The 18,394-nt window shown below is 61.2% G+C and carries 14 protein-coding genes and 1 riboswitch; of the genes, 5 read left to right on the forward strand and 9 right to left on the reverse strand.

Features of this window, described 5'->3' with window-relative positions; genetic code table 11:
• The first annotated feature begins 270 nt into the window (after positions 1–270).
• Both dat and PV407_RS10010 read left to right on the forward strand, forming a co-directional pair.
• The gene (dat, locus tag PV407_RS10005) at positions 271–1,131 is read left to right on the forward strand and encodes a D-amino-acid transaminase (protein WP_332089777.1); all 861 of its coding nucleotides are present in this window, start codon (positions 271–273) and stop codon (positions 1,129–1,131) included.
• Positions 1,128–1,490 (forward strand): MmcQ/YjbR family DNA-binding protein, encoded by a 363-nt coding sequence (locus tag PV407_RS10010; protein WP_332089778.1) that lies wholly within the window; start codon positions 1,128–1,130, stop codon positions 1,488–1,490. Before dat ends, PV407_RS10010 begins: the two co-directional genes overlap by 4 nt.
• 146 nt (positions 1,491–1,636) lie before the next feature.
• On the opposite strand, the gene PV407_RS10015 is transcribed toward PV407_RS10010, so the two are convergent.
• The 3 genes from PV407_RS10015 to PV407_RS10025 all read right to left on the reverse strand — a co-directional run bounded on the left by PV407_RS10015 (position 1,637) and on the right by PV407_RS10025 (position 6,599).
• The gene (locus PV407_RS10015; protein ID WP_332089779.1) at positions 1,637–2,536 is read right to left on the reverse strand and encodes an amidohydrolase family protein; all 900 of its coding nucleotides are present in this window, start codon (positions 2,534–2,536) and stop codon (positions 1,637–1,639) included.
• Positions 2,537–2,664: 128 nt separating this feature from the next.
• A complete protein-coding gene (locus PV407_RS10020; protein WP_332089780.1) occupies positions 2,665–3,990 on the reverse strand; it encodes an ABC transporter substrate-binding protein in 1,326 nt (441 codons plus the stop codon).
• 155 nt (positions 3,991–4,145) lie between these two features.
• On the reverse strand, positions 4,146–6,599 hold the full coding sequence (locus tag PV407_RS10025) for a glycosyl hydrolase family 95 catalytic domain-containing protein (RefSeq protein WP_332089781.1): 2,454 nt from the start codon (positions 6,597–6,599) through the stop codon (positions 4,146–4,148).
• Positions 6,600–6,799: 200 nt separating this feature from the next.
• Between PV407_RS10025 and PV407_RS10030 the strand changes: the two genes are divergently transcribed.
• Positions 6,800–7,801 (forward strand): LacI family DNA-binding transcriptional regulator, encoded by a 1,002-nt coding sequence (locus PV407_RS10030; protein WP_332089782.1) that lies wholly within the window; start codon positions 6,800–6,802, stop codon positions 7,799–7,801.
• Positions 7,802–7,984: 183 nt separating this feature from the next.
• Here PV407_RS10030 and PV407_RS10035 read toward each other — a convergent pair whose 3' ends face one another.
• From PV407_RS10035 to gcvT, 6 genes are all read right to left on the reverse strand, one after another.
• On the reverse strand, positions 7,985–8,413 hold the full coding sequence (locus PV407_RS10035; protein ID WP_332089783.1) for a hypothetical protein: 429 nt from the start codon (positions 8,411–8,413) through the stop codon (positions 7,985–7,987).
• Between the two features lie 147 nt (positions 8,414–8,560).
• Positions 8,561–9,412 carry a lipoate--protein ligase family protein gene (locus PV407_RS10040; RefSeq protein ID WP_332089784.1) on the reverse strand — a complete coding sequence of 284 codons (852 nt, stop codon included), beginning with the start codon at positions 9,410–9,412 and terminating at the stop codon, positions 8,561–8,563.
• 328 nt (positions 9,413–9,740) lie between these two features.
• The gene (locus PV407_RS10045; protein WP_332089785.1) at positions 9,741–10,346 is read right to left on the reverse strand and encodes a pentapeptide repeat-containing protein; all 606 of its coding nucleotides are present in this window, start codon (positions 10,344–10,346) and stop codon (positions 9,741–9,743) included.
• Between the two features lie 154 nt (positions 10,347–10,500).
• Positions 10,501–11,988, reverse strand: a complete 1,488-nt coding sequence (gene gcvPB, locus PV407_RS10050) for an aminomethyl-transferring glycine dehydrogenase subunit GcvPB (protein ID WP_332089806.1) — start codon at positions 11,986–11,988, stop codon at positions 10,501–10,503.
• Between the two features lie 44 nt (positions 11,989–12,032).
• The gene (gene gcvPA, locus PV407_RS10055) at positions 12,033–13,385 is read right to left on the reverse strand and encodes an aminomethyl-transferring glycine dehydrogenase subunit GcvPA (RefSeq protein ID WP_332089786.1); all 1,353 of its coding nucleotides are present in this window, start codon (positions 13,383–13,385) and stop codon (positions 12,033–12,035) included.
• A gap of 356 nt (positions 13,386–13,741) precedes the next feature.
• The gene (gene gcvT, locus PV407_RS10060) at positions 13,742–14,848 is read right to left on the reverse strand and encodes a glycine cleavage system aminomethyltransferase GcvT (RefSeq protein WP_332089787.1); all 1,107 of its coding nucleotides are present in this window, start codon (positions 14,846–14,848) and stop codon (positions 13,742–13,744) included.
• A gap of 315 nt (positions 14,849–15,163) precedes the next feature.
• Positions 15,164–15,292, reverse strand: a riboswitch (glycine riboswitch).
• 289 nt (positions 15,293–15,581) lie between these two features.
• Between gcvT and PV407_RS10065 the strand changes: the two genes are divergently transcribed.
• Positions 15,582–17,378, forward strand: coding sequence for a DEAD/DEAH box helicase (locus PV407_RS10065; protein ID WP_332089788.1), 1,797 nt, complete (start codon positions 15,582–15,584; stop codon positions 17,376–17,378).
• A complete protein-coding gene (locus PV407_RS10070; protein WP_332089789.1) occupies positions 17,375–18,385 on the forward strand; it encodes a YqhG family protein in 1,011 nt (336 codons plus the stop codon). The genes PV407_RS10065 and PV407_RS10070 overlap by 4 nt, the downstream gene beginning before the upstream one ends.
• Positions 18,386–18,394: the final 9 nt, after the last annotated feature.

Consider the following 18,394-nt stretch of genomic DNA (forward strand, 5'->3'; position numbering starts at 1 on the left):
GGCGGAATAGAAGGACTAGCTTCGCAAAATCTGCGTTTTTCTCCGCGAATCTCCTTATTTCAGATCGACCCGGGCCGGAAATTGTCGACAAATTCCGATTATTTATCCGACCTCGGCGAAGGCGGGCCGACGCGAAAACGAGCCTCCGGACGGATGCGGAAACCGTTTTCATCGGCATCGGCATTTTGACATCGATACCGGCTATGTTACTATATTTCATAGCATGCCTAACATTTTCTGTACTATTCCGTACATCAGGGGGGAATCGCCTTGATATGGTTCGACGACCGTTTCGTCCCCGAATCGGAATCGAAAGTATCCTACTTGGACCGGGGGTACTGCTTCGGAGACGGAGTTTATGAAGTGTTCCGCGTCTATGCGGGACAAGTGTACGAAGGCGCCGCGCATTACGAACGGCTCGTTCGAAGCGCGCGGGAAATCAAGCTGCGGCTTCCCTATCCGCTTGAGGAAATCGAGCGGATCGTGCTGGAGCTGATCGAGCGGGAACGGCTGCGGGACGGCAGCGTCTATTTGCAAATTACGCGCGGCGTCGCCCCCCGGGCGCACAGCTTCCCGCCGGCGGATACGCAGCCGGTGCTGCTCGTCTACGCCAGCCCGGCGAAACGGCGCGTCGAGTCGATGCGCGGCGGCATCGCCGCGATTACCCGTCCCGACGAGCGCTGGCTTCGCTGCGACATCAAGTCGCTGAACCTGCTCGGCAGCGTGCTGGCGAAGCAGGAAGCGGAGGAAGCCGGCGCGGACGACGTCATTTTGCACCGGGACGGCATCGTCACCGAATGCAGCGCCTCGAACGTCATGATCGTCAAGGACGGAGTGCTGCTGACCCATCCGGCGAACCGCCTCATTTTGCACGGCGTGACGCGGGCGGTCGTGCTGCGGCTGGCGAGGGAGCTCGGCATTCCGGCCGAGGAACGGCCGTTTTCACTGGAGACGCTGCGGCGGGCGGACGAAGCGTTTTTGACCAGCACGATTATGGAAGTGATGCCGATCGTCGCAATCGACGGAGCGCGGGTCGGCGACGGCGCGCCGGGGCCGGTTACGCGCCGGCTGCAGCAGGCGTATGAGGCGACGATTCCCGCGTCGGCTTTATCGGGAGGCGGCGGGCAGTGACGAAGGCGGAGCTTGTCCGGTACTGTTTGTCCAAAAAGGGCGTACGGGAGGACTACCCGTTCGGCCCCGAGCCGCTCGTCCTGAAAGTCGGCTCGAAAATGTTCGCGCTGGTCGCGGACGATCCCGGGCGGCTCGTCGTTTCGCTCAAATGCGAGCCGGAACTCGCCTATTTGCTTCGCCAGCAATACGAGGCGGTGAAGCCGGGCTATCATCTGAACAAGCGGCACTGGAATTCGGTCGAGGTGGACGGAACGATTCCGGAGGACGAACTGTTCGGGATGATCGACGTTTCGTACGCGCTCGTCGCCCGCAAGCTGACGAGGGCGGAGAAGGAACGGCTCGGTCTGACGGCCGTTTGACGAAATGTGGAGGCTCGGGAAGCTCCTAACGCCGGTCCTGCTTGCGCGGACGATCGGGCGCTTCGGGCTCCGAGCCTCTTTTTCCCTTGTACGCAGCTTCCTCCTGCTCCCTCTCCCATCCCGCTATCCCGTTTCCCGGCTCCCCGTTAATGCAGCCCGAACAGCTTCATCGCGTTTTCCCTGGCGATTTTGCGAAAGACGGTTTCGCTGATTTTGTTCGCATCGCGCCACTCGATCAGCAGATCGACGAGCGGAACCGGCATGTCGACCGTGCATATGTCGGTGCCGAAAAACAGACGGTCTTGAAATTCCTCCAAAAATGCCGGGCCGTATACGGGGTCGCGCGCCAGCGCGTTATGCGCCGTATAATCGGAAAGATCGCCGTACAGGTTCGGATAGCGGCGGAACAAGATCGGCACGACGCCCTCCTCCTTGATCGGTCCGCTCGGCAGCCGCCCCACCTGCCCGCCTTTCAAATCGAAGACGATCGCCCGCTCCCCCGGCGTTTCGAGACGCCCGATTTCGGCCCAAAACACGGGCCCGTGCCCGAAAACGATCAAGTTCGGAAACCGCTGCAGCGTATGCTCCAGCTGCGGCAGGCCGGGGTCGTCGTACAGCCCGAAATCGCCGCCGATCTGGTCGGAGCCGTCGAACACGACGGGAAGGCCGACGCGCTCCGCGTGCCGAAACAGGTTTTGCACCATCGGATGCATAAGCGGGACGTTCAGCATGACCTCGCCGAGCCCTTTGCAGCCCCGATCCTTATAATAGGAAAGCAGCCGGTCGAGCGGCGCTTCCGGCGAATTGGACAAGGCGCGCGGATCGATGTTGCAGTACGGGATGAACCGGTCCGGATACCGCTCGGCCATATCCAATATGTCCTCGTTCGCCTGCGGCAAATACACTTCCGGACTGACGATCGGAAGCAAAACGCCTTTCTCGATCCCGAGCTCGTCGTAGCGCGCGATCAGTTGCTCCGCGGTGCAAAACTGCACGACGAACGGCACCGGCTTTCGGTACGCATGGGCATGAATGTCGATGAACATCGCAGCGGCCTCCCCAGGTAATAGATTATGCATAATATACGATATATACGAAAACGCGGTCAACAGCCTTATCGCAAAAAAAAGCCCCCGCTGCGCATGCAAGGAGGCTGTCCCGCGAATCGATCCCGTTATTTGGGCGATTCGGCGATTTTTTTATTGATCAATTCGTCCGCTTCGCGCAAAATCGTGTTGACGTCGGTTTGCGTGACGATCATTTTTTTGAACTGCGACCGGATGATCGAATACGCGTCCGCGTCGTACTTCGTGATCGAGGCCGGCGGCTTCGCCGGCTGGTTTTTCACGAAGCCGAGCCGGTTGCGGTTGTTCAGGATTTCGACGTTTTTGCCGAACTCCTCGTTGATCTTGCTGTCCTTCAGCACCGACGTGTTGCCGTTCATCGCGATCAGCTTCTGGGCCTCGTCGCTCAGCATCGCGGACAAAGCCGCGAAGGCGGCGTCCTTCCGCTTGCTCGTCGACGCGACCATGCGGACGCCCCCGTCGACCTGGGTCGTCGTGTTCGGCGCTTCGGCGAACGAAGGAAGCGTTACCATATCGAAGCTGAGCCCGCCGTTCACGGCGTCGGGCAGCCGGGAAAACATCGAGCTCGTCACGTACATGGCGAGCGTTTTGTCCTTCAGAAACTGGTCCATCCCTTTGCCGTACGTTTTATCGTCGACCTCGTTGCCGGGAATTTGCAAAAACCGGGCGTAGTTGGCGAATATTTTTTTCCACGGTTCGCCGTTCACGAGCGATTTGTTCGTCTTGTCGTCGACGACCGACAGCGACAGCTGGTTGGCCGAAAACTGGAACGAATCCTGGAAATCGAAGCCCCGGTATTTGACGCCGCCGTCGGTTTTGGTCACTTTTTTCGCGAGCTCGTACGCCTCGTCCCAACTCATGCCGTCCTTCGGATACGGGACGCCGAACTTGTCGAAGATGTCCTTGTTGTAATACAGCATGACGACGTTGCCGGAGATCGGCAGGCCGAGCAATTGATTGGTTCCGGAAGCTTTTTGCACCGTTTCGAGGACGACCGGGTTGATCCGCCCGAGATCCATGCCGAACTTTTTCACGTACGGGGTCAGTTCTTCGATGATGGCCAAATCTTTGTATTTGACGATCGAGCCGATCGTGTCGGTAATGATGTCCGGCACTTCGCCGGCGGCGATCAGATCGGGAATTTTTTTGTCGACGCCGACCATCGTCATCGTAATGTTCGGATATTTCAGCTTGACGGGCTGAACGACAAGCTTCTGGAACAAATCGTCGGACATGTTCACCCAAATTTTCAGCTCGATCGGCTCGGTGCCGATATCGGCGGCTTTCGCGTTCTCCTTGCCGGTTTCGCCGCCGTCCCCGGGCTGCGCCGTATTCCCTTGCGAGCATCCCTGCATGGCGATTGCGGCCGCGATCGCCGTCGCCGCGAAGCCGAACCGTTTCATTTTGCGGGCCATCCCAAACGTCCCCCTTCGGATCATTGTCATCGGTCCCTCTCCCGTGTTTCCCGTATTCCGTGTGCGCTTCCGTCGGATAAAGCGCTTTCGCTTTCGCCTTCGTTCATCCCCGGGCAGGCTCGCGGCGGCGCCGCAAGCTTTCCGGGGATACGGTTCTACGGCTCGTTTCGATACGGCGCAAACCGGACCGTCCACGTCGTCTTCCGGCCGGCCGTCAGCTCCGCCGTCCGGCAATGCCGTCCTCGGCTCGAATCGGCGATTCGCGCGCCGCCGTCATGCTCGATCGTCTCGATCGCCCGGTGAAAATGAACGTCGACCGTCTGCGACCGGTCCGCCTCCATCGTCAGCTCCGCGATGCCTTCGCGCATATCCCAGCGCAGCGAAACGGCAACGCCGCCGCGGCACCGGAAATTGCGGAACGCGCCCCGCTCCCATTTACCCGGCAGCGCCGGCAGCAGCTTGATCCGGCCCGGCGCGGAAAACAGCAGCATCTCCTGCATCGCCGCCGTCCAGCCGAAGTTGGCGTCGATCTGGAACGGCGCCCTGCGGGCGTTCAGCGTGACGCCCTGCCGGCGCCAGTCGTTATGGTACGTGAACAAATTGTCGCCGAGACACGACCGGGCGAGCAGCTCCAAACATTCGAGCGCCCGGTCGCCGTCGCCGAGACGGGCGTACAAGTTCGCCATATGGGCGAGCGACCAGCCGGTTTGCTGGCCGAGGCCGACGACGAGACGCTTTTCGACCGCGATCCGGCACGCCTCGAACAGCTCGGGATTCGTTTCCCCGGTAATTTCGAAGCCGGGAAAGAGCGGGTACAGATGCGACAAATGGCGATGATGGTAATTGTCCTCGAAATCCGGATGCAGCCATTCCTTCATCGCTCCGTCCGCATTCGTCTCGTAATCCGGCAGCTTCTCCAGCAGGCGGCGCCAGCGGGCGACCGAATCGGGCTCGAGCCCGCGCTCCTCGCAAACGCGGCACAGGTTGCCGAGCAGCTCCTTCGCCACCGCCGCATCCATCGTCGCGTTGACGCAGACGGACAGCGTTCCGGCGCCTTCGAAGCGTCCGTTCGCATAGTTTTCCGGCGAGTTCGACGGCGAGAACAGCCACCTGCCGTCCGGACCTTCGATCAAAAAATCTTCGTAAAACGCGGCGACCTCCTTCATGAACGGAATGGCCCGCGTTTCCAAAAACCGCTCGTCCCCGGTATACAGCCAGTAGTCGTAATAATGCTGCGCGAGCCAGCCGGCGCCGGCCGTCCAATAGACGACATGGGGCTGCACATTTTTTTTGCGGCCCGATTCCGGCGAGGCGAACAGCGGACTGAGTATCCCCCGGCAGCCGTAAAACGACCGCGCATTGAGCCGCATGTCCGGGAGCAGCGAATCGACGAAGTCGTACAGCGGCCGCGCCGCCTCCGGCATATTCCCGGTTAGCGCCTGCCAGTAGTTCATCTGGATGTTTTCGTTCATGAAAAAGGCGCCGCTCCAGGCCGGCTGGTAGTCCCCGTTCCAGATGCCCTGCAAATTCGCGGGCAAGCCGCCCGGACGCGAGCTGGCGACCAGCAAATAGCGCCCGTAATCGTACATGCGCTCCGGCAGCGCCGTGCCGATCTCGCCTTCGTACGCGTCCAGCAGAAGCCGTTCGTTCGTTTCGCCGCGCCCTTCGCCGTCCCCGAGATCGAGCCCCGCCCGCATAAACAAGTCGCGATGCTCCGCGGCGTGACGCCCGAGAAGCGTCTCGTAGTCGGCCGCGATGCCGGCCAATTCGCGCTTCAGCCGCTCGCGCTCGTCCGCCTCTCCCGAGACGGCGCTTACTTTCAGCAGCACGACGATTGGCCCGGCGCCGCGGACGTCGATCCGGCCGTTTTCCGCGGCAGCGACGGCTTGCCCCGGGCCCGCGTATCCGCTCGAGGCGACGATTCGCGCGACGGCGCAAAACGAGCCTGCTGCATCGGCGTGCTTTCCCCAGGCCGTCAAATAGTCGCCCGCTGCGTCGCTTCCGAACGCGAAGCCGTGCGACTCGGCCTCGGCCGGATCGTGAACGGTTAGCTGCAGGGCGGTTCGCGGGGAAAGCGTTTCGCCGGCCGCGATGCGCAGCACGACCATATCGTCCGGCCGCGATACGAAGGCGCGCCGTTCCATCCGCACGCCGTTCTCCGTCCAGCGGACGGACAGCTCGCCCGTTTCCATATCGAGCGACCGCCTGTACGCCCGGAACGCCCCGGCCGTTTCCGTAAACAGCTTCAAGTCGAAGCCCGGCTGGTATTTCGACGTAGCGGCTTTGTAGTTCGCCTCCCGCATTTTGTCCGGAAAAAAACGGTTCGCTTCCGCGTATTTGCCGGAGCCGAGCAGTTCGCGAAGCTGCGGCAGGTGGACGGACAAGTCCGGCGGCTCCTTCGTCGTCCCCCCGTACCACAGCGCCTCGTGGTTGATCAGGATCGTATCCTCCGCGATGCTGCCGTACATCATCGCCCCGAGGGCGCCGTTTCCGCTCGGCAGCGCATCCTGCCAGCGGACCGCCGGCTTCGCCATGACGAGAAGATGGTCGCGTCCCCGCCGCCGTTCCTGTTCGCGTTTCGTCGGATCTTCGTGATCGGTGCTTATCATCGGTTCGCCTCACCCAGTCTGCTTGTTGGTTTCGTGTGCGCACCGTTGCGGTGCGTCGTCGTTGTTGCTGTGTAACGTTTCAGAAACGTTTCACAAAAATGATACAATGAATCCGCTTCCAATTGCAACCGAAAATTTGACAACGCGCGATTTTCCTTCTAGAATAACGGAATCAGATGATGAAACGGGATGTGTCGAACGTGTCCAAGCTTCTGGAAGTGGCCAAGCTGGCCGGCGTCTCCAAAGCGACGGTATCGCGCGTCATCAACAACAGCGATACGGTTTCCCCGGCGGCGAAGCAAAGAGTGCTCGAGGCGATGGAATCGCTGCAGGTTCAGCCCCGCCATTTGAAACGGGCCCCGGAAAGCAGCTCGATGCTCGGCGTCGTGCTTCCGTTCGGCAAACAAATATGGAGCCATTCGTTCGGCATCGATATTTTGGCCGGGGCGGAAGAAAAAGCGTACGAGTACGACTATATGATTTTGCTCGGCAATTCGAACGGCGGCCGCGAAACCGTCCTGACCGCCAATATGACGAGCCGCGGCGTCGACGGCCTGATCGTCCAAAGCGCGGAGCGCGGACAAGCCGACCATTTGCGGCAAGCGCAGTCGCACGGAATTCCGCTCGTGCTCGTCGACCAGAAGGTCGAAGGGTTCGAAGCCCATCTCGTGCGCGGGGACAATTTTCAAGGCGCCGTCACGCTCATGACGCATTTGTTCGAGCACGGACATACGCGCATCGGGCTCGTCTCGCCGAACAAACATTTTACGTACAAGGAACGGGTGAAAGGGTACCGGTTCGCTTTGCTGGAGCGCGGCATCCGGCTGCCGGACGGGTACGAGGCGCTGGACGGCGGAGACGTTCCGGTTGCCGAGCGGCTCGGCCGGATGCTTTCGCGGAGCGACCGGCCTACGGCGCTGTTCGTCGCGTCGACGGGGATGCTCGGGGAAGCGGTCGCGATCGCGCGCGAACGCGGGCTTCGCGTGCCGGACGACATCAGCGTCGTCACGTTCGACGAGCATTACGCCGTTTTGCCGGAAGGCTATCAGGAGTTTTTCACCTCGATCAACCAGTCGGGCAAGCTGATGGGCAGCATGGCGGTCGAGCTTCTGTTCCGGCAGCTGCGCGATCCCGCGATGGAGCCGCAGGAAATCGTGCTTCCGGGACGGTTCGTCGAGCGGCGGTCGGTGCGCAGGCTGTAAGCGAAGCATTGCCGATGAGAGCGGATTACGGCGGGCGGAGCGAGCGTACCGTATCGAAACCGGCAAACCGAGGCCTCGTTTCGCACGAAGCCGCTATCGGCACCTCGCATCGAGGTTCCAGGCAGCTTCCGGCCGCATCGTTGCGGGAAGAAAAAAGCACCCGTTCCGGGTGCTATCGCGCCGTCAATCTTTGTCGGCGATTTTTTGCAGCAGCCTGATGACCTCCGCCAGTCCGACGACCAGCATGCCGACGGTAAACGAAGCGGCCGCGAGCAGGAAAAGCTGGGGCAGGCGGCCGTCGCTTTCGACAATGGCGTATAGGAGCCCGAAGATGAAAATCCATGCCCCGAGGTTGAACAAAATGACGGACACCGGATTCGAGCGGCGCAACCCCGCCTGCCGCCCTTTTTCCGCGTTTACGTACGCCTTGCTTTGCGCATCCCAGTAAAAGACGCCCTCCTCGACCTCCACCCACGTCAGAAACGGACTGCTGCCGTCCCGCACGTCCGCCTCCAAATGCCGGATCGACGCCAGCCGGCTGGGCTCCGACGGGGTTAGGGATAAAATCCAATCGCCGTCCCGTTCGTCGACGTATACTTTCGTCGCCTCCATTTCGCGATCGCTTCCCTTCTGCGGAATCGTTTCCGTTTCCCCATAGAATAACCGGAAACGGCTTCCATTCCAACCTTTTTTCTGATACGATCCGCAAATAAAGAAAAGCCCCCGAAGCGGGGACTCAAAAGAGCGATTTACCGGATCTCATCGCCGCAAATTCCACTCGTCGCTGCCGTATTTTTCCGCGCTGAGCTGCGCGGCCAGCTCCCGCTCGTACGGCGTCAGCTCGCTTTCCTCCAGCCGCACGCCGAGCCCTTGGGCGATCCCTTCGCGAAACGCCGTCTCCGCCTGCGCAATGGTCACGGCATCCCGCCCCATCGCCCGGCAAATGTCGCCGATCGCCACCGCTTTCGTATGGAACGACTGCTTGAGCCGCTCCTTGACGCGCTCGTTCGAAAACCGCAGCAGCGTAAACAGCTGGTCGACGTCCATCTCGAGCAAAATCGAGCCGTGCTGCAAAATGACGCCCCGCGACCGGGTTTGGGCGCTGCCGGCGATTTTCCGCCCTTCCACGACGAGCTCGTACCACGACGGCGAATCGAAGCAGGCGGCGGAACCGGCCGTCGACGCGTATTTGGCCTTTTCCTCCGGCGCCCCGAGATTGACCATCTCGGCCTGCAGCCCGAGCCGGCGAAAGCCGTAAACGAGCCCTTCGCTCAAAACGCGGTACGCTTCGTTCACCGTCGACGGCATGTCCGGATATTCCTCCGAGACAATCATGCTGTACGTCAGCTCCTTGTCGTGAAGCACCGCGCGCCCGCCCGTCGGACGCCGCACGAAGCCGAGCCCTTGCCGGCGCAGCTCGCCGAACTCGATTTCGTCCTCCGCCTTCTGGAAGTAGCCGATCGACAGCGTCGCCGGATTCCATCCGTAAAACCGCACCGTCGGCGGCGTCAGCCCTTCGCTGTGCGCGATGAGCATCGCCTCGTCGATCGCCATGTTGTCGGCCGGCGTTCCCGCGCCCGACTTTATAAATCTCCATACCGTTTCCGGCATCGTCAGTCCCCCCATCCGCCATTTCGTCGATCGCAAAAAAGGGCCGGCTGCGTTCGCAGCGGCACCCTCCGCTTGTCTGCAACGTTTCCGAACCGTTTCCGCAACAAGCCGATCCGAACGCGGCCGTTGTGCCTATAGATCGTCGAACGTACTCGCCTTATTATCGTACTACGTTTCGGAGGCAAATTCAAAAAAGCGTCCAGGGGGAGCAAGCCTCTCGCCACTGCCGCGACGGGGTTAACCCCCGGCCGAAAACGGCATGGATACCGGCCGGTCGTTTCGGCGATACGGGCCGACCGTATGACCGCCAGCTCGCTTCGTCCCCTCGCTAGTCGACCTTCGCGCCGTACGACCGGACGAACGAAACCGCCTGCAGCGCGTCCATGCGCACGCCTCTCACGTCGACCGTGCGGAAATCGACTCCGTCCACGACGGCGCCGCGCACGTCCGCTCCTTTCAGCTTCGCGCCCGCGAGCTGGGCCCGGCTCAGGTCGGCCTTGCGAAGATCGGCTTTCTCCAAAACGGCGCCGGTAAAATCGGCTTCGACAAACCGGACGCCGCGCAAATTTTGCCCCGTCAGCTTCGCCATTTTCAAATTCGTATAAGACCAGTCGCCCTGCTGCACGGTCAAACCGTCCATTTGCGCTTTGGAAAAATCCGAGCCGGTCATTTTGCAGGCCGCGAACTTGGCGACGAACAAATTCGCCTCGAGAAAGCGGCAGTTTTCAAAGGCGGACTCCGTATGGATCGAGCCGTTCAACGGAACGCCGTGGAAGTCGCACTCCACGAACCGGCAGCCGGTCGTGGACAGCTCCGCCAGCGACGCGCCGACGAACCGGCAGCGGACGAACGTGCACCGCACCAGCTCCGCTTCCTTCCACTCTTCCCCCTTGAAATCGACCCGCTCGTAATGCTGCTCGACGTTTCGAACCAACGCGCTCTCCCCTATCCTGTTTGCTTGCGACTCGCATCATCGCCGCGTGTGCCCAACCTGTTTTCTTATCGTACACGATCGTCGGGCGCTGCGCAAAGAAGCAAAAAACTTCCGTGCCCGCCTTCGGCGGTCCGGAAGTTTTTCGGGTTGCGGCTCAGCCGCACGTACAGTTCAGCACCGGCTTGCGGGCCGCTTGCGTTTCGTCGAGACGTTTGACGACGGTCGTATACGGCGCGTTCACGACAAGCTCCGGATTTTGCTCCGCTTCCTGCGCGATTTGAATCATCGTATCGATAAAGCCGTCGAGCGTTTCCTTGCTTTCGGTTTCGGTCGGCTCGATCATGATGCACTCCTCGACGTTGAGCGGGAAGTAGATCGTCGGCGGATGGTAGCCGAAATCGAGCAGCCGTTTGGCGATGTCGAGCGTGCGGACGCCGAGCTTTTTTTGCCGCTTGCCGGACATGACGAATTCGTGCTTGCACGGCCGGTTGAACGGCACGTCGTAGTACGGCGCGAGCCGCTTCATCATGTAGTTCGCGTTCAGAACGGCGTTTTCGGACACTTGCCGCAGCCCTTCGCCTCCGAGCGTGCGGATGTACGTATAGGCGCGCACGAGAATGCCGAAGTTGCCGTAAAACGCCTTGACGCGGCCGATCGATTGCGGATAATCGGCGTCCAAATAGTACGTGCCGTCCGCTCTGCGCGCGACGTTCGGCGCCGGGAGAAACGGGACGAGCTTCTCCTTCACGCCTACCGGGCCGGCTCCGGGGCCGCCTCCGCCGTGCGGCGTGCTCATCGTTTTGTGCAGGTTGAGGTGGACGACGTCGAAGCCCATGTCGCCCGGACGCGCGATGCCGAGAATGGCGTTCGAGTTGGCGCCGTCATAGTAAAGCAGACCGCCCGCTTCGTGAACGATGCGCGAAATTTCGACGATTTGCTCCTCGAACAGGCCGAGCGTGTTCGGATTCGTCAGCATGAGCGCCGCCGTGTCGGGGCCGACCGCCGCGCGGAGCGCGTCCAGGTCGACGAGGCCCCTGTCGTCGGATTTGATCGTAATCGTTTCGAAGCCGGCAACCGTCGCGCTGGCCGGGTTCGTGCCGTGCGACGAGTCGGGAACGATCACCTTCGTTCTCGTTTCGCCGCGGCTTTCGTGATAGGCGCGGATCATCATAAGGCCGGTCCATTCGCCGTGGGCGCCCGCGGCCGGCTGCAGCGTCACCCGATCCATGCCGGTAATTTCGGCGAGATCGTTTTGCAGCGTGTACAGCAGCTCGAGCGCGCCTTGAACCGACTCCTCCGGCTGGTACGGGTGAATTTTCGCGAAGCCCGGAAAACGGGCGACGTCCTCGTTGATTTTCGGATTATATTTCATCGTGCACGAGCCGAGCGGGTAGAAGCCGTTGTCGATGCCGAAATTGCGTCTCGACAGCGCCGTGTAGTGGCGCATGACGTCCACCTCGTATACTTCCGGCAGCTCGGCGGGAGCGGTTCGCAGCAGCTTTTGCGGAATGAGCTCGGCGATCGGCGTTTCCGGCACGTCGCATTCCGGCAGCGAATACGCGACGCGGCCCGGCTTGCTCAGCTCGAAAATGAGCGCCTTGTCGTGCTTCGCGGCTTGCGTTTCGGCCGTTTGCCCGGTCATGACCGTCTCGGCGGGTTGCGTTTGCGTTTGGTTCGTCGTCGTGCTCACAGCAGCTCCTCCAATCGTTTGGCAAACTGTTCGATATCTTCCTTCGTGCGCTGTTCCGTTACGGCGACCAGCATATGGCCGGCAAGCTCCGGATAATCGCGGGCGAGATCGTAGCCGCCGATAAAGCCGCTGTCCAGCAGCTTCGAATTGACGGCTCCCACGTCGACGCCGTCGCCCAGCTTCACGACGAACTCGTTGAAAAACGGCGAGGCGAACGCGACGCCAAGCTTGCCGCCCGAAGCGAACGTTTTGGCCGCGTAGTGGGCTTTTTGCACGTTCAGGTTCGCCACGTCGCGAATCCCCTGTTTCCCCATCGTCGACAAGTAAACCGATGCGCACAGGGCAAGCAGCGCCTGGTTCGAGCAAATGTTCGAGGTCGCCTTTTCGCGGCGAATATGCTGCTCCCGCGCCTGCAGCGTCAGCACGAAGCCGCGCTTCCCGTCGCGGTCGACCGTCTGGCCGACGATGCGGCCCGGCATGCGGCGCATCCACGCTTCGGCGACGGCGAAGTAGCCGCAGGACGGCCCGCCGAACGACGACGGGATGCCGAACGGCTGCGTGTCGCCGACGACGATGTCGGCGCCGAGCTTGCCGGGCGGCTCGAGCAGGCCGAGCGACAGCGGGTTGCAGCTGACGACGAGCAGGCCGCCGGCGCCGTGGATGATCGGCTCGATCGCGGCGACGTCCTCGATGCAGCCGAAGAAGTTCGGCGACTGCACGATGACCGCGGCCGTATCGGCGCCGACGGCGGAGGCGAGCTCGTCGAGCTTCGTTACGCCGTCCGCGAAGCCGACTTCGATCACGTCGAGGTTGAGGCCGCGCGCCGTCGTTTTCAAGATCGCCCGCGCTTCGGGATGAACCGCGCGCGATACGACGATTTGGCGGCGCTTCGTCGCGCCGTGCGCCAATGCGCCCGCTTCGGCGAGCGCCGTCGCGCCGTCGTACATCGACGCGTTCGCGACTTTCATCCCCGTCAGCTCGCAAATGTACGATTGGAATTCGAAAATCGCCTGCAGCTCGCCCTGCGAAATTTCCGGCTGATACGGCGTGTAGGCCGTGTAAAATTCGGAGCGGGAGATGACATGGTTGACGACGACCGGCAAATGATGGTCGTACATGCCGGCGCCGAGAAAGCTGGCGTACCGGTCGAAGTCGGCGTTGCGGCCGGACAGCGCGCGCATATGGCGCAGCATCGCCTGCTCGTTCAGCGGCTCGGATATGTTCAGCGTGCCTTGGAACCGGACGGAGGCCGGAATGTCGGCGAACAGCTCGTCGACGGAGGCGACGCCGACGGTTTCGAGCATCTCTTTGCGGTCCTGCTCGGTCATCGGCAAATAGCGGTGTTTCATGTATGATGGCTCCTTTCGGATAATGAAGGCTGCAGGTACTGTCGTGATTAATGAGAAACGGCATGAGTTCGTGTATATGAAAATGGAATTGTTGACGTATTCGGCCTCTGCGGGGGCACCGCGGATCGGATTCGGCGCTCATAGTGTTCTTTTGAACACTATCCCGCCCGCTAGCGCCGCTCACGGCGGGCTATAGTGTTCTTTCGATCACTATCCCCGCCTCTGCGGCCTTCCGCGGCTCGGATTCGGCGCTCATACTGTTCTTTTGAACACTATCCCGCCCGCTAGCGCCGCTCACGGCGGGCTATAGTGTTCTTTCGAACACTATTCCGCCCGCCGGCGCCGCGCACGTCGGCCTAACCTTTCGGCCGCTTGTAAAACGGCGTGGGCACCACTTTCGCCCGCAGCTTTTTGCCGCGGATCTCGACGAGCAGCTCGGTATCCGGCGCCGTATACTCGGCGTCGAGCAGCGCGAGCCCGACGTTCCGCTTGAACGTCGGCGACTGCGTCCCTGTCGTCACTTCGCCGATGCGCCGCTCGTCCGTCGCCGCATAAACCGGATAGTGCGACCGCGGTATGCCGCGATCGATCATTTCGATGCCGACCAGCTTGCGCGGCACCCCTTGCGCCTTTTGCGCCGCAAGCGCCTCCCGGCCGATAAAATCGCCCTTGTCCAGCTTGACGAAAAAGCCGAGTCCGGCTTCCAGCGGGCTGATGTCCGCCGACAGCTCCTGGCCGTACAGCGGCAGCCGCGCCTCGAAGCGCAGCGTGTCGCGCGCGCCCAGACCGACCGGCTCCAAGCCGTCGTCCCGGCCCGCTTCGAGCAGCAAGTCCCACAGCCGCACGACCTGCTTCGCGCTGACGTACAGCTCGAACCCGTCTTCGCCGGTATAGCCCGTCCGCGATACCATGGCGTTAACGCCGCCGATATCGGCATCCGGCAAAAAGTGGAAGCTTTTCAGCCCGCCGACCGGCGCTTCGGTCAATTTCGCCAAGATGGCGGCCGCCCGCGGGCCTTGCAGCGCCAGCAGCGACGTATCGTCCGAGACGTTTTCCAGCTTCACGCCGCCTTCCGCATGCTCCTTCAGCCAGGCGAAATCTTTGTCGATGTTCGACGCGTTGACGACGAGCATGAACCGGTCGCCGGCCAGCTTGTAAACGAGCAGATCGTCGACGACGCCGCCGCTCGGATAACAGAGCAGGCTGTACTGCGCCTGATTCGTCGCCAGCTTCGAAACGTCGTTCGTCGTCATGCGCTGCAAAAACGATTCGGCGTCCGCGCCCGTCACCCAAAATTCGCCCATATGGGACACGTCGAACAAGCCGGCCCGTTCGCGAACCGCTTCGTGCTCGCTTTGGATGCCGCCGAACTGCACCGGCAAATCCCAGCCGCCGAAATCGATCGTTTTGGCGCCGTACTTCGCGTAAACCGGATAAAGCGGAGTTTGTTTCAAAGACGACATACGCTCACCTCGATTGGCATAATTCCTGCTTTCGCCCCGGCAAACGGGGGTTTTGGTCTAGTTTTCCTCGGCGCCGTTCGTTTCACTCCAGGGGGGGGGGGGCCGTCCGCATGCAAAAAAGGACAGGTCAAAACGAAGCATGCCCGCCGCTAACGGCAAGCCCTGCGTCCTTTTGCCCTGTCCTTGTACCTGAGAGTTCCCTAAGCGCCGAGTCCGATCGACCGTCGCCGCAAAGTTACCCCTTGGGTGGTTCGTTCCGTAAATCCCGCAGCCTTCATTCGATCGGGCCGGGGGGACGAACGCTCTCCAGAGTCGCGTCCGGATCAAGTCCTTTTGCCTGAGAGATTCATCGCCTGCAACAGCGACTTACTCCTTCGGCGCCGCCGCTCCCCCGTCCGTCCGTTTGGTCCGGTAGGGGCCGGCAATCTCTCCTTGAGCCTTCATCCGCCGTATTCCGTTGTCGATTACCTACATCATTTTACATGATTCGCGGCCCCGGGGAAAGGGGAAATTTGCAAATAACGCGCAAATGGGCAAAAGCCCGACGACCGAACCGCCGAAACCACGCGGCACTCCGCAGGTCCGCCCTGAACAAGCCGCGTCCGTTCCGTCCCGCCTTCGGACGAACCGTTATGTTTCCTCTTCTTTTGGTTAATACTAGCCTATTATACCCATGTACCGTGGAAGCGGGTACTAAACCGGAACGTCCGGCGACGCAAGGAGGAGACGCGAAATGAATTCGACACCGACCGAACACGTGCGCAGCTTGAACGAGCATGTCAGCATCCATTTCGACCGATCGTGGTACGACGAATTCGAGGCGCGCGTCCGCAAAAACGGCCCGTGGGACGACTGGACGATGTATCAGCTCGCCTACGAGGCCGAGCAGGCCGAATTGATATCGAGCTTCGACGATTTGCTCTGTTTGCCGCATATTCGCCAGCTGAAACCGCTGTCGCATCAAATCGACACCGCTAAAAAAGTGCTGCACGAAATGCGCGGCCGGGCGATTCTCGCCGACGAGGTCGGTCTCGGCAAAACAATCGAGGCGGGGCTGATCATCAAAGAATATTTGATCCGCGGCCTCGTGCGGAAAGTGCTCATCCTCGTTCCCGCGTCGCTCGTCCTGCAATGGGTACGCGAGCTGAACCAGAAGTTCGGCATCCCGGCCGTCGCGCAAAAAAAAGAGTACATGTGGACCCAGTACGACGTCATCGTCGCTTCGATGGACACCGCCAAGCGCGATCCGCACCGCGAAATCGTGCTCGGGCAGGAATACGACATGCTGATCGTCGACGAAGCGCACAAGCTGAAAAACAAAAAGACGACAAACTACAAATTCGTCCAGGAGCTGCGCAAAAAATATTGCCTGCTGCTGACGGCGACGCCGGTCCAAAACGATCTCGGCGAGCTGTACAATCTCATCACGCTGCTGAAGCCGGGGCAGCTCGGCGGCGTCGGCCAATTCGCCGCCAACTTCGTCGTCGACAAACGGCTGCCGAAAAACGAAGACAAGCTGCAGGAGGAGCTCGCCAAGGTGATGATCCGCAACCGGCGGGGCGACGGCGATCTCGAGTTTACGAAGCGGATCGTCAAAAACATTCCGCTCGCCCTGTCGCCCGAAGAGCAGGCGCTGTACGACGGTGTCAGCGACTTTGTGCGCGGCCGGTACGAGGATGCGAAAGGCGACATCGGCAGCATGCTGTCGCTCGTCACGCTGCAGCGGGAAGTGTGCAGCAGCCGCGACGCCGTTTTCGTCACGCTCGTCAACATGTTCAAGAAGACGGCGGAGGATTCCCCGCTACGCCCGAAAATTTGGGAGCTCGTCGAGCTGATCCGCTCCATCAAAGCGAACACGAAGGCGGACAAAACGCTCGAGCTCATTCGGCAAATCGGCGACAAAACGATCATATTCACCGAGTACCGGGCGTCGCAGGAATATTTGCTCAACTTTTTGAAGCAGCACAACATCGTCGCCGTTCCGTACCGGGGCGGGATGAACCGCGGCAAAAAAGACTGGATGATGGACCTGTTCCGCGGACGCGCGCAAGTGATGGTCGCGACCGAGGCGGGCGGCGAAGGCATCAACCTGCAGTTTTGCCACAATATCGTCAACTTCGATTTGCCGTGGAACCCGATGCGCGTCGAGCAGCGGATCGGCCGCGTCCACCGTCTCGGCCAAACCGAAAACGTGCAAATTTTCAATCTGTCGACGGTCGGCACGATCGAGGAGCATATTTTGTCGCTGCTGCACGAGAAAATCAACATGTTCGAATTGGTCGTCGGCGGGCTGGACACCATTTTGGAACGGTTCGAGAAAAAAACGTCGCTCGAATCCAGCCTGTTCAAAATGTGGGCCGAAGCGAAATCCGAAGCCGAGATGAAGCGCCATCTCGACAAGCTCGGCGATACGTTCCGCACCGTCCGCGACGAAGTGGAGCACGAGCGAAGCGAAAAAGCCGGCATCGGCGCGATTTTGAACGCCGTCGGGCAGACGATCGCCCCGGCCGATAGGGAGGTGAACCGTTGAACAGCAAGCAAGTTCAAAAATTCGCGCTCCGGTATTTGGAACAGACCGGCTGCCACATTATCGAAAAGCATCCCGCCTACGTGACGGTCAAGCTTTCGCCCGAGGCGGACAAGCGGCTGACGAACCGCTCCTATTACTGGAGCTTCGTCGAGCGGACCGGCGCCCCGCCGGAGACGATGTCGTTCACGTTCGTCTTCGATCCGGACAAGCTGAAGGCCGAAACCGAAGCTTCGGCTTCGTCCCAGGGCGCGAACGCCGGAGCGGCCCCGAACGTGCTCGGCCCTTCGGGAGCGCCGCTGGCGCAAGGAAACGCGGATTCGATTCTCGGCCGCTATTTCGGAACGTCGTCCGCGCCGAATGCCGGCTCGTACGGTCCCGGGCGCATTCCGCGCGAAGAAGTGACGTTCGGCAGCAGGCGGCTTATGCAGCTTTTCGACGCGGCGCGGTCGAGCGGCAAGTACGTTCAGCTGTTCGAGGAGCCGGACGGCCTGTCGCGCGGCGCGGTGCCGGTCGCCGGTTCCTCCGGGTACAACTCGTATTTGGCGCTGAACGTGAAAATCGAGCTGGCCTGCGATATGAAGCGGGACGAGCTGCATTCGCTCGCCGTCGATTTGTCGACCGGGGAGCTGCTGGAGTCGTTTCAGGACAAAGTGTCGGGCAAGAAGCTGTCCCCCCGTCTTCCTCCAAACGTATACATCCCGAGGCCGGCGATTACGGTCGCCAAAGCCCGCGCGATCGTCGAGCAGCACGTGGAGCGAATGCTGAAACGCGGCGATCACGGCTGGGCGGCCAAGGCGCACGAGCGGCTTCGCGACGAATTGGAGCGTGTCGACGGCTATTACGAGGACGCGGTCAAAGGATTGGACGACGAGGCGAAACGGCAGGCCGAGGAGCAATGGAACAAACGGCGGGAGGAGCTGGACTGGCAGTTTCGTCCGCGCATCCGGGTCCTCGTCGTAAACGGCGGGCTGTTTCATTTGAAGCGTCCGTTTACCGGCACGAACTGACGAATCCCG

The sequence above is a fragment of the Paenibacillus sp. GYB003 genome, assembly GCF_036577625.1.
GTDB lineage: Bacteria > Bacillota > Bacilli > Paenibacillales > NBRC-103111 > Paenibacillus_AB.

Coding starts and splice junctions, on each gene's coding strand:
- PV407_RS10035 (WP_332089783.1), bottom strand. CDS start 8,413: ATGGAGGCGACGAAAGTATACGTCGACGAACGGGACGGCGATTGGATT.
- PV407_RS10015 (WP_332089779.1), bottom strand. CDS start 2,536: ATGTTCATCGACATTCATGCCCATGCGTACCGAAAGCCGGTGCCGTTC.
- PV407_RS10025 (WP_332089781.1), bottom strand. CDS start 6,599: ATGATAAGCACCGATCACGAAGATCCGACGAAACGCGAACAGGAACGG.
- gcvPA (WP_332089786.1), bottom strand. CDS start 13,385: ATGAAACACCGCTATTTGCCGATGACCGAGCAGGACCGCAAAGAGATG.
- gcvT (WP_332089787.1), bottom strand. CDS start 14,848: ATGTCGTCTTTGAAACAAACTCCGCTTTATCCGGTTTACGCGAAGTAC.
- PV407_RS10020 (WP_332089780.1), bottom strand. CDS start 3,990: ATGGCCCGCAAAATGAAACGGTTCGGCTTCGCGGCGACGGCGATCGCG.
- PV407_RS10065 (WP_332089788.1), top strand. CDS start 15,582: ATGAATTCGACACCGACCGAACACGTGCGCAGCTTGAACGAGCATGTC.
- gcvPB (WP_332089806.1), bottom strand. CDS start 11,988: ATGACCGGGCAAACGGCCGAAACGCAAGCCGCGAAGCACGACAAGGCG.
- PV407_RS10040 (WP_332089784.1), bottom strand. CDS start 9,412: ATGCCGGAAACGGTATGGAGATTTATAAAGTCGGGCGCGGGAACGCCG.